Origin of the sequence: Armatimonas sp., assembly GCF_043760365.1 — a bacterium.
GTDB lineage: Bacteria > Armatimonadota > Armatimonadia > Armatimonadales > Armatimonadaceae > Armatimonas.
In genome coordinates, this window is sequence record NZ_JAYUPA010000723.1 from 1 (window position 1) to 10,538 (window position 10,538).

Sequence of the window (10,538 nt, forward strand, 5' to 3'; positions counted from 1 at the left end):
CTGGCCTGGCAAATAGGCTCGATGAGCGAAAAATCCGGGCGCTGGTCTGTCCAAGTGAGGCCCCCATCGTGGCTGAGGGCGGTCTGCCGCGCCCTCGAAGCTGGATCGTAGCTACGCATGTTCAAAAGCAAAGCCCCGTCACTGCGCTCAACAACCTCGCACTCGTTCACCTGATCGCGCGGTGTCGTCCCACCCAATTTCCAGCTCGCCCCGTGGTCATCGCTGTAGATAGTATGCGAAAAGTAGCGCTTTGTCTTGGCCTCGATATGGTCGCAAGGAATCACCAAACGCCCGCTTTTCCTAAGCTGAATCCCCGCGCCCGGGCCGGTAGCGTACCACGTCCACTCGGGGAGTTTCACGTCGGATGTAATCTCGCGTGGCGTCGCCCAGGTGCTACCGTCATCTACCGACGACGTGACAAAAACTCTTCTCGTGTCCTTGCTGGTCTGCGCGATAATCTGCGGCTCTTTGTCGTCGCCCCGGTTCCAGGTGAGCAAGAGCCAGATCATCCCTGTTTGCTGGTCCACCACCGGCGACGGATTGCCGCAGGTGTTGCCCACATCGGCCCAGACCACTTGCTGCGCGCTCCAGCTCACGCCATTATCTACCGAGCGTCGCAGGAGAATCTCAATTGCCCCACTATCGCCGCCTCCCGCACGCCGCCCTTCGCAGAACGCCAGCACCGTGCCTTTTTTCGTGACTGCCAGCGCCGGAATCCGGTAGGACTTGTAGCCACCCTGGCCACTCTTCCATAGAATGTCTTGTGTCATGGCACAGACCTCTCCCTTCGTTTCCCCTCTCCCCCTGCCCCCTCACCTAAAGGCAAAGGGGTTTCGAGTTGCTCGGGCAAGCTACTCCGTCGGCTTGACTTTTCGAGTACGCGGCTTGCGGTCACTGGTGCGCGTGATCCCTACCTGTGCCACCTGCGGAGAATCAGGACCGTAAATAGCGCGGAAGCCACTTTTTGCCCGCGTGTTCATCTGTCCAAGCTCTTTGACTTCGTCGGTGAGTGACTCGGTGAGTCCTCGCAGCTCCACTCGCTTCTGCTCAATTAGCGCTGCTTTACTTCGCACCTCATCGCGCTTCACTGTCATCTGGACTTTAGTCATGGTTGCAAGAGAAAAATCTGAGTTCCCTTCCCATGTCGCCAAAATTCGATCTGCATCTTCCAATACCTGAGAAACTGTAGCCATACCCTAAACCCCCATTGCCCGAGATAGTCTTTATCAAGATACTCCTGACAAATAAATTATACCTCATCTTTTTTTAGGCCACTATTCTCCTTGACAGACTATCTCAAACCAAAATCCTCAAGAATATATTCTTGATGCACTAGGGCAAAATCAGTGAAGATATGTTTAACCAGTTTGTAATTTTTCTGGCAATACAGAGAAAAGTCGGTGGCAGCTTGGACATGCATTTTTTACGATTTCAGGCCTTGCAATCTCTAGTAAAGCAAAAGCATGCTTTGTCTTGTGATACGCCTTCGCTGTCGTTTTTTCCGTTGCTTTTTTTAGCCCCTCATAAACTTGACTCTTTGGCGCATCCTCAATATTTTTCCAAGCAGGAAGCATTTTTTCATTAAAATTCTTCTTATAGTATTCGGATAATTTTTCATGATCCGCAACAATCCATGTTTCCATAGTACGAACCATCAAATAAACATGATGTTCTTCTGCTCCCAGAGGCTTTAGCCAGCCATCTCCTGGACGTTTAAAAAGATAATCCCATATTTTCCCAGTCGAATACGAATCTCCCAAAGCATCTTCTTCAGCATCAACTAGAAGTATATGAAATATTTCAGAGTCTTTTTCAAAAGAATTACAAAATGTATCATAGGCTTTTCGTCGAGAACCACAAATTACTATAGAGTGCCATTCTAGTTTCTGTTGTGAAGCCACATCACGAATCTCCGTTAGAAAAATATGAAATGCTTTTCGTGCCTCTTGCTTTCCTAGTTTACTATTTGCCCCAGTTTGTGCGCCTTCTACATAAAATCGAATACCGGTCACACTCACCAGCGATTTCCCCCAATTAACCCGGACAGCCAAACATTCCCTAAATCAGAATTCTCTTCAATCCATTTTGCAAGTTGTTCAGGATCAGGCCGAGTCATATTAGTTCCACTTGGGCCTTTCTCACAAACAACAATTGCTTCAGGACAAGTTTTCCCAATTGCCGAAAGTAAAATATCAGAATGTGTCGTAACAATTAATTGTGTTCTTTTTGATGCACCAATTAACAGTTCTGCAATGGTTGAAAGAATATCAGGATGCATTCCTATTTCGGGCTCTTCTAAACAAATCAAAGGTGGTGGTTCTGGGTGAAGTAATATTGCAAGCAAAGAAAGAAATCGAATAGTCCCATCGGATAGCCTTGTGGCAGGTATAGTTTCAGATAAACTTAACTCCTGTAAATAAATTTGAATTGTACCAAATGCAACTCTAGTATTAACATTCACGACATTTTCATAAAATATTTTCATTTTCTCAATAATTTGAGTTAGTATTTCTGGACGCGAGATTAAATCATTTATGACTAATGACAAATTACCAAATCCTTCAAAAATATCTCCGGGATCAAGTGATGCATTTTGAGGCATACGAATCTTTGAATAGCGTCCAATTTCATAATCAGAATAAATTCTGATATTCTGCAATTCCAAAATTTGGAGTATATATTGTTGTCTTCTGCCAACAAAATTATTATTTTTTGTAAATGACTGCGAAATTTGTTTTTCATGATTATCTATATAGTCAAAATATCCATTACTTGAAACGGCATCAAAATCCTTATTTAATAAGGACACATCTTTATGAGTAGAAATCATCTCCCTCGTAAATCCAGAACGAGGACGATTTGCAATAATATCAGCAGAATATGAAATATAAATATTATCATTATTAAAAACACAGTTAGTTATAAAATTTGAATTACGAATAAATTCTCCTTTCCATAACCACTCAGCAACAGTATCTCCTTTAGAAAAGGGAATATTAATATCAATAGTAATAGCTTGAAGTATTCTCATTGCATCAATGAAATTTGATTTCCCACTACCATTAGGTCCAATCAAAACATTTAAAGGCTGAAGTTCTAGCTCCATTCCTTCTGGCCCAAATGAGAGCAAATTTGTAAACTTCACCGAATTGAGAAAACGCTTACCATCCATAATTCTATTTTATCCTAATCGAATCAATCACAAGTCCAACTCCCCCTTCGCGAAGCCGGAGGGGGTCGCGAGCAGTCGAGCGGGGGGAGGCAAACCTATGGCACGTTCGCACGTAGCTCCTCAAGCCAAAGTGTCGCCTCCGAGTCCGACGGGGCGCGCCAGTCTCCTCGGGGTGAGAGACTGCCGCCGCTACCGACTTTGGGACCGTTGGGAACACAAGTCCGTTTGAACTGGCTGGTCTTGAAGAAGCGCCAGAGAAAGACTTCGAGCCATTTCTTGATGGTCGGCAGGTCGTAGGAGTCCCCGACGGACGCTGAGAGATAGGCGACTTTGCTCGGAGTGAAGCCAAAGCGCGTGATGTAGTACAAGTTAAAATCTTGGAGCGCATACGGACCGATCTTCTCCTCGGTTTTTTGCGCAGGCTTGTCGCTCGAATCTCCGCTGGGGATTAGCTCCGGAGATATCTCCGTGTCGGCGATACTGAGCAGAATTCGGCTAGCGTCCTCGCCGAACAAGCCTTTGGCAGCGACCCAGCGGATGAGATACTGAATAAGGGTTTTCGGGACGGAGGCGTTGACATTGTAGTGGCTCATATGATCCCCGACGCCGTAGGTGCACCAGCCCAGAGCGAGTTCGGAGAGGTCGCCCGTACCTAAGACAATGCCGTTATGGAAGTTGGCGAGGCGGAAGAGATGGCTGGTGCGCTCGCCCGCTTGCACGTTCTCAAAAGTAATGTCGTAGACCGGCTCGCCCACGTGAAACGGGTGGCCTAAGTCCTTGAGCATCTGCAAGCACGACGGGCGAATATCTAGCTCGGTCGCCGTAACACCGAGCGCCGCCATGAGGGCATGGGCATTGGACTTGGTGTGATCGCTGGTGGCAAAACCCGGCATCGTGTAGGCTAAAATATTCGTGCGCTGCAGGCCCAGCTTATCCATCGTGTTGCAGGCGACAATCAGCGCGTGCGTCGAGTCCAGCCCGCCCGAGACCCCAATCACGATCTTCTCGATCTTGGCGCTCTGCAAGCGCTTGTGCAGGCCGTGGACTTGAATATTATAGGCTTCGTAGCAGTGCGCATCGCGGACGGCGGCATCATCTGGGACAAACGGGAAGCGCTCGATGTGGCGTAGGAGCTTTGTCTCGGTGAGAGGCGGCTCGAACGTAAACGCAACCCGGCGCATCGTGGCGAGCTTCTCACGCTGATCGTGCACCGAGTCGGCAAAGCTGGTCTGGCGCATGCGCTCTTGCACCAAGCGCTCAAGATCAATGTCGGCCAGAATCAGATCCTCGTCCTCGGAGAAGCGCTCGGACTCGGCCAGCTTCGTGCCGTTCTCGTAGACCAGTGCGTGGCCGTCCCAGGCTAAATCATTGGTGCTCTCCCCCGGCCCGGCTGCCGAGTAGAGATAGGCCGACAGGCAGCGCGCGGACTGGCCCGATGCCAGTGCTTTTCGGTACTCCGCCTTCCCTACCGTGATATTGCTCGCCGAGAGGTTGGCAAGAACCGTCGCCCCGGCAAGGGCGCCAAATGTCGAGGGCGGCAGCGGCGTCCAGACATCCTCACAAATCTCGACATGGAGCGCAAAGTCTGGCAGATTCGTGCAGGTAAAGATGAGATCCGAGCCGAGGGGAACCGTGCTTCCCAGCAAGCTCACGTCGCGGGTGACGACATCGCGGCCCGAGGCGAACTGGCGCTTCTCGTAGAACTCCCGGTAGCTGGGCAGATGGGTCTTGGGAACGAACCCCAGAATCTTGCCCTTTTGCACCACAGCGCAGACATTGAGCAGGCGGTGCTCCACACGCAGCGGCAAGCCGATCAGCAGCACCGTCTCCCACGCGACGCTCGCAGCCACAACAGATGCCAGCGCTTTTTCCGTCGCGTCTAATAACGCACTCTGGTGAAACAGATCCTCGCAGGAGTAGGCAGAGAGCCCTAGCTCCGGGAAAAGCGCGACGGCGGCGTGCTGCTCCGAGGCGCGCGTGGCCAGCGCAATCGTCCGCTCCGCATTGAAGGCGGGATCGGCGACGCGCACCAGAGGGATACAGACCGCCGCGCGAACTAGGCCGTGACGGTACGGGTTAAAAAACGGCAACATGGGATTATCTTACCTCAGGGCTTAAGTCCCGAAGCGATTGCGCCGATACTTCTACCGGGTGAATTTGTGTGAAGCAGATCTCGCCCCGTGCAGGAGGCTAGGCGATGCCGGATACAGCGGCCCCAGTTGACGACATCATACTGGATATTCAGAACATCCATCGGATCTACGACCCCACTCACGCCCTCAAGGGAGTGAGTTTTCAAGCACGTCGTGGGGAAGTGATTGCACTGATTGGCCCTAATGGTGCCGGAAAGACCACGATCGGCTCGATCATGGCCCAGCGGGAAAAAGCAGATATGGGCAAGGTCATCTACCATCTCGATGAGGGAGCCACTGAGGAGCCCGATCTCGCGCAGATTGGATTTTTTCCGGGGGACAGTTCCTACTACATGAGCCTGGCCGTCGAGCGTCTCCTCTACCACGCAGCCACCCGCAAAGGGCTCACGGGGGGTGAGGCGGCGGAAGCAACCCAGTACTGGCTGGATCGCCTAGGAATGACCAATCGTCCCAACATGGCTCTGTCCAGCTTCTCCAAAGGGAACCAACAAAAGATTCAGTTTGCGGAGTCTGTTCTGCATGGCCCAAGCATCGTCTATCTCGATGAGCCTTTCAATGGCCTAGACCCGGTCAACCAGGAGTGGTTTATTGGACTCATTCGGGAGCTACAGGAAACGGGGATGACCATCCTGATCAGCGATCACCACATGCACCTTCTGGAGCGCATCGCGGATCGTTTTCTCATCATACACCAAGGTCGGCTGGTGGCGGATGGGACACTTGCCGTACTTCGGCAACGTGCCCAAGTTGGTCTGAGCGTCCGGCTGCGTGTCGTTGAGCCGATGTCGGTGGATCTCAAGCCGTTCCGGGATCACCCTGCAATCCGTTCCGTGGAGCGCACCGCCAGTGGTGACATCCGTATGCTCATCAGCGCCGCCGTACCCCGCAACGACGTGTTAAACTTTATCAAGCAGCGTATGCGCCTCACCGAGATTCTCGCCGAGCCCGCCAGCCTGCACGACATCTACGTGACTGTCTTCTCTGTCCAGAGCGCCGACACGGAGACCAGCGAGGTGCCAACGGCAGTTGCTGCCTAGTCGGGTTTCCGAGCCACGGCAAAAACAGTCAGGCCAAAAGGCAGAGAATGGCGCAGAACGACCTGTGTCTCCAGATCCAGCACCCACCCTAAAAAACCATTCAGGGGCTCCCGTGTCGGCCTTGCGTCCGCACGCGGCAGGACGTCTTTTTTTTGCAGTGCGTTTTGCAGCTTCCGTACCACCCAGACCGCAGGCAGGAGCGCTGAGACGGTGTAGGAAAGCCGCTCGATCTTAAGGCCCGCTCCTTCGAGCAAGTGGCGTACCTCCTCTGCCCGGTAGCGCCGCTGGTGCATCAAGGCCACATCATGACCGCTCCAGAGTGACTGGTAGGCGGGCACTGTCACCACCGCAACGCCCCCTGGCTTGAGTGCACGCGCCAGCTCTCGTGCCGCAAGGGCATGGTCGGGGATATGCTCCAGAACATCTAGCGCGATCGCCGCGTCGAAGCTCGCCTCGGCAAAGGGCAGCGAGGTCGCGGAGGCGAGAACCAGGTTCACGTGCCCCCGCTCCCGGCAGAGCGCCAGTGCCAGCGGCTCCAGATCCAGCCCAACGGGTTGTGCAAACTCCCTGAGCCGATCCAGCGTGCCGCCCGTCCCGCAGCCCATGTCGAGCACCAGGGGTTTCTCGGTTGTGCAGAAGTGGCGCAGAGCGGCGCAGATCAGGTTCCGACGTGCTACAAACCACCAGTGGCGATCCTCCAAGCGGCGCATCTGCAGGTAGTACTCTCGGTTCAAATCAGCTGCGCCGTTCGGGCAACATCGCGTGCCATCTGTGCCAAAAGTGGTGCAAGACCGTCGAACTTCACGGTGCCGCGCAGAAAGTGCACGAACGCGAGAGTTAGCTTCTGTCCGTAGAGATCCTCGTCGAAACCGTCGAGCAAGAATGCCTCCACTGTCAGCGGGCCGTTTTCCGTGACGGTCGGGTTGGTGCCGATAGAGATCGCGGTGCGCACCGCACGCCCGTCGGGGAGCGTCGCCACTCCGGCATAAACCCCGTGCGCGGGAACAAGGAGGCTCGTGTGGGGAGCAAGGTTTGCCGTCGGGTAGCCAATAGTCCGACCGAGCTCGCGCCCGTGAACGACCTCACCAGAGAGTGTATAGGGACGCCCGAGCAAGCGTGCGGCTTCCGTGACTTGTCCACCGACCAGCATCTGCCGGATCACTGTCGAGCGCGCGGGTATCCCGTCCACAAAAACGCCCGGTAGGACAGCCACTTTCAGCCCAGCGGTGCGCAGTGTTTCCACATCGCCGCGCCGCTCGCAGCCGAACCGAAAGTCTTCACCAACAACGATGAAACCAGGGTTGAGTGGTCGTAGCAGATGCTCTATAAATGCATCGGGAGTGAGTGCTGCAAAAGCGTGGTCAAAGGCAATTACCTGCACATCTTCGGCACCGTAGCTCCTGAGCAGCTCCCGTCGCTCTGGCAGTGTTCCCAGCAGCTTCGGAGTGCGGCCCAGCGAGAGCAGGGCGGCCGGATGGGGATCAAAAGTCAGGGCCGTCGTCGGTAAGTCGCTCGCCTTTGCCGCCGCCAAAAGTGCCTGGTGCCCTCGGTGGACGCCATCGAAAACCCCGATGGTGAGTGCAGTCTTACCGCCTCGTCCCCGCCCCGTGGAGGAAGTTTCTGGTGTCATGAAAATACCTTGAAGGGCTGCCAGTGCCCGCTTTCCCAGCGAACCAACGCCACCAAACGTTCCTGGTGGAGCGCTACGCACTCGCCTCCACTTGTGGGGCCTTCCATGGTTCTACCCAGCCTTAGCTCGGCGGCTTCGTGATCGCTCACGCGGAGCGTCGGCCAGCCAAGGGCTTCGTGCATCGGCAGGAGCTTCGCTTCCGTAATAGCATCGAGGCCAATTGCTTCAGAGAGATTGTACGGCCCGACAGCCTCGCGCACCAGTGTTGCCATGTGCGCCGGAAGCCCGAGCGCCTCACCGATGTCTTTGCAGAGCGTTCGGATGTAGGTTCCCCCGCCGCAGGTCACCCGAATAGCTCCCCCTGCCCCCAATAATGGGGGAGTGATGAGATCAAGCGCCTGAATGGTAATCGTTCGGGCCTCGCGCTCGACCGTGATTCCCTGCCGTGCTAGATCATAGAGGCGCTGGCCATTGTGATGCAGCGCGGAGACCATAGGGGGAACTTGCTGGATCTCGCCGACAAAGCGTGGCAGAGCGGCAACCAGCGCCTCGGGTGTCAGCCCCGATGCATCGGCCTGGGCGGTCACTTGCCCGCTGGCGTCCTCTGTGTCCGTGGCAGTGCCAAAGCCTATCGTGGCAAGATAAACTTTGGGTTCCAGTGGTATGTGGGGCAAGAGCCGCGTCGCCTGCCCGACAGCCACCACTAACACCCCGGTTGCATCGGGATCCAGTGTCCCCGCGTGCCCCACCCGCTTGATCTTTAAGTTCCGCCGAACCCGTGCCACCACATCGTGACTCGTCATACCAGCGGGCTTATGTATATTTAGAAATCCGTCCATAGTTCTCGTCGCGCAAAACTCCCGACTACCGATGCCTTAACGCCACTCCACTTGAAGCTGGATGCGACCCACGGCGCGCCAGCTATCGAGCAGGTGCCATGCCTCAGCGGGGTCAGGGTCGGGGTAGGCTCCGAAGAAGCCCTGGCGAGCCAGCGAGGCGACTATGCGCTCGGGCTCGCCGGTGAGAATGTCGCCACTGGGGGTGACCACTCTGATAATGCGGCGCGGCGGAAGGGGGCGACTCTTGAGATCCGAGCGCTTCCCTCGACGTGGCGCGTGCCACAGCAGCAGCTCGACCAGCACGATGCCAATCAAGAGTACGGGAATCAACGCCACCAGAAAGACAGTCATCGCCCCTTACTAAGGCTCCTGCTGGCGTTTGGCCCACAGATCTCCAAGCCCAGCAAGAGGGGCCGTGACAGTAAGTGCTTCTAGCTCCTCCTCCGGCACAGAGATTCCATTAGAACAACCCTCGGCGCAGAGAGGCTGGAGAGGCGCGGCCAGAAGCAGGTTCTGTCGTAGCAGATCACCCAGGTTAAGAATTGTCCCCTCGACCACGGAAGCCTCCACATTTTCATCAACGACTTTGACCTCACCCTGAGCATAGGCGGTATTTGCGGCAATCAGATCGAAAGACTCTTCGAGCTCCGCCTCAACCGCATACTGTGTGGGCTTCAAACAGCGGGTGCACTCCATCTGGAGAGTGGCCGAGGCGGTTCCATTCAGGAGCAGTGCCGCCCCCGTGTTGGTCAAGACGACCTTCCCGACAATCGTAGAGAGAGCCCCAAGCTCCGCGATCGCTCCGCTGGGTACAGCGATGTGGTGCTGGTAGCGCATTCCCGGCGTGCGTGCCAGCATCCCGACATCGAGCAGGAGCTCATCGGGGCCAGGAGCACCGCTGAGCGGGGCGCTGACTCCGCGCTCAGCCGCCTTACTGCCGGGGGGGGCTACTGAGACGACCCCTCCCTCGCCGGGGTCATCGTCTGTGTTGTATGCAAATCTAGACATGTTAGTAATCTATCGCCCTGCTGCCTCTTCGTGCTAAATCAGCGCCGTGAGTCGGTGCTAAATCAGCGCCGTGTGGCAGAAGCAAGCCGCTCATTCTCCTGGGCGGTTCGCTCCAGAAGCTGCCGTCCTCGCTGCACTTGCGCACGCAGGTTGACGATTTTCTGATCCACTCCCCCGAGAAGATTATCGAGCTGCTGCTCGACCGTGGCGAGCACCTCACGGGCGTAGTTATCGGCATCGCGGCGCATGTCTTGCGAGTAGCGATCCACCTCGGTGCGTGTCTCCCGCACGTAGCGATCCGTTTCAGTGCGACGCGCATCGGTATCGGAGCGTGCTTCACGGCGAACGACCTCCGCATCGGCCTCAGCACCCGTGACAATCGAGCGTGCCTGTGCATTGGCCTGCTCCATGATGGCTGTATTCTGAATCGCCAGCTCAACCTTCCGCCGTGCCTCGTCCAGTATCTTAGACGCTTCCTGGCGGGCCCGCTCCAGAGTTTGGTCTGCTTCGCGTCGCCCCGCCGCACGTGCCTGTTCGGACTGGGTTCGAGCCGTCTCCAGAAGCTGCTGGGCGCTCTTTTGCGCGTCCTCTAGCTCCTGTCCCGCAGCGGAGCGCGCCTGCTGCATTTGCTCATTTGCCTCAAACTCCGCCTTTTCGAGAAGGCGATCCGCATCCTCCGCAATCATCCCTGCCTTGCGG

The 10,538-nt window shown here is 55.5% G+C and carries 11 protein-coding genes and 1 pseudogene; 1 reads left to right on the plus strand and 11 read right to left on the minus strand.

Annotated features, from left to right (window positions below):
• The 5 genes from ACH2EH_RS17045 to ACH2EH_RS17065 all read right to left on the minus strand — a co-directional run.
• On the minus strand, positions 1-770 hold a 770-nt coding region (locus ACH2EH_RS17045; protein WP_395143434.1), incomplete at its 3' end, for an exo-alpha-sialidase.
• A gap of 81 nt (positions 771-851) precedes the next feature.
• A complete protein-coding gene (locus ACH2EH_RS17050) occupies positions 852-1,193 on the minus strand; it encodes a hypothetical protein (RefSeq protein ID WP_395143436.1) in 342 nt (113 codons plus the stop codon).
• Between the two features lie 165 nt (positions 1,194-1,358).
• Positions 1,359-2,018: a DUF4276 family protein gene (locus ACH2EH_RS17055; RefSeq protein ID WP_395143438.1), complete on the minus strand. Its 660-nt coding sequence runs from the start codon at positions 2,016-2,018 to the stop codon at positions 1,359-1,361.
• Positions 2,015-3,172, minus strand: a complete 1,158-nt coding sequence (locus ACH2EH_RS17060; RefSeq protein WP_395143440.1) for an AAA family ATPase — start codon at positions 3,170-3,172, stop codon at positions 2,015-2,017. Before ACH2EH_RS17060 ends, ACH2EH_RS17055 begins: the two co-directional genes overlap by 4 nt.
• A 95-nt stretch (positions 3,173-3,267) precedes the next feature.
• Positions 3,268-5,265: an NAD(+) synthase gene (locus ACH2EH_RS17065; RefSeq protein WP_395143441.1), complete on the minus strand. Its 1,998-nt coding sequence runs from the start codon at positions 5,263-5,265 to the stop codon at positions 3,268-3,270.
• 104 nt (positions 5,266-5,369) lie between these two features.
• Here ACH2EH_RS17065 and ACH2EH_RS17070 point away from each other — a divergent pair, with 104 nt between their 5' ends.
• Positions 5,370-6,362: an ABC transporter ATP-binding protein gene (locus tag ACH2EH_RS17070; protein ID WP_395143443.1), complete on the plus strand. Its 993-nt coding sequence runs from the start codon at positions 5,370-5,372 to the stop codon at positions 6,360-6,362.
• Here ACH2EH_RS17070 and ACH2EH_RS17075 read toward each other — a convergent pair.
• The 6 genes and pseudogenes from ACH2EH_RS17075 to ACH2EH_RS17100 all read right to left on the minus strand — a co-directional run.
• Positions 6,359-7,072: a class I SAM-dependent methyltransferase gene (locus tag ACH2EH_RS17075; protein ID WP_395143445.1), complete on the minus strand. Its 714-nt coding sequence runs from the start codon at positions 7,070-7,072 to the stop codon at positions 6,359-6,361. The genes ACH2EH_RS17070 and ACH2EH_RS17075 overlap by 4 nt on opposite strands.
• 20 nt (positions 7,073-7,092) lie before the next feature.
• On the minus strand, positions 7,093-7,992 hold the full coding sequence (locus tag ACH2EH_RS17080; protein ID WP_395143447.1) for a bifunctional riboflavin kinase/FAD synthetase: 900 nt from the start codon (positions 7,990-7,992) through the stop codon (positions 7,093-7,095).
• Positions 7,989-8,831: a tRNA pseudouridine(55) synthase TruB gene (truB, locus tag ACH2EH_RS17085; RefSeq protein ID WP_395143449.1), complete on the minus strand. Its 843-nt coding sequence runs from the start codon at positions 8,829-8,831 to the stop codon at positions 7,989-7,991. Before truB ends, ACH2EH_RS17080 begins: the two co-directional genes overlap by 4 nt.
• A 36-nt stretch (positions 8,832-8,867) precedes the next feature.
• The gene (locus ACH2EH_RS17090) at positions 8,868-9,182 is read right to left on the minus strand and encodes a hypothetical protein (RefSeq protein ID WP_395143451.1); all 315 of its coding nucleotides are present in this window, start codon (positions 9,180-9,182) and stop codon (positions 8,868-8,870) included.
• A gap of 9 nt (positions 9,183-9,191) precedes the next feature.
• On the minus strand, positions 9,192-9,839 hold the full coding sequence (locus tag ACH2EH_RS17095; protein WP_395143453.1) for a YceD family protein: 648 nt from the start codon (positions 9,837-9,839) through the stop codon (positions 9,192-9,194).
• Positions 9,840-9,901: 62 nt separating this feature from the next.
• Positions 9,902-10,538, minus strand: a pseudogene (locus tag ACH2EH_RS17100) (hypothetical protein); the annotation flags it as partial.

What these genes read in the sequence shown, in the direction of transcription:
- ACH2EH_RS17065 (WP_395143441.1), bottom strand. Translation starts at nt 5,265, where the DNA reads ATGTTGCCGTTTTTTAACCCGTACCGTCACGGCCTAGTTCGCGCGGCG.
- ACH2EH_RS17075 (WP_395143445.1), bottom strand. Translation starts at nt 7,072, where the DNA reads ATGCGCCGCTTGGAGGATCGCCACTGGTGGTTTGTAGCACGTCGGAAC.
- ACH2EH_RS17090 (WP_395143451.1), bottom strand. Translation starts at nt 9,182, where the DNA reads ATGACTGTCTTTCTGGTGGCGTTGATTCCCGTACTCTTGATTGGCATC.
- ACH2EH_RS17095 (WP_395143453.1), bottom strand. Translation starts at nt 9,839, where the DNA reads ATGTCTAGATTTGCATACAACACAGACGATGACCCCGGCGAGGGAGGG.
- truB (WP_395143449.1), bottom strand. Translation starts at nt 8,831, where the DNA reads ATGGACGGATTTCTAAATATACATAAGCCCGCTGGTATGACGAGTCAC.
- ACH2EH_RS17080 (WP_395143447.1), bottom strand. Translation starts at nt 7,992, where the DNA reads ATGACACCAGAAACTTCCTCCACGGGGCGGGGACGAGGCGGTAAGACT.
- ACH2EH_RS17050 (WP_395143436.1), bottom strand. Translation starts at nt 1,193, where the DNA reads ATGGCTACAGTTTCTCAGGTATTGGAAGATGCAGATCGAATTTTGGCG.
- ACH2EH_RS17070 (WP_395143443.1), top strand. Translation starts at nt 5,370, where the DNA reads ATGCCGGATACAGCGGCCCCAGTTGACGACATCATACTGGATATTCAG.
- ACH2EH_RS17060 (WP_395143440.1), bottom strand. Translation starts at nt 3,172, where the DNA reads ATGGATGGTAAGCGTTTTCTCAATTCGGTGAAGTTTACAAATTTGCTC.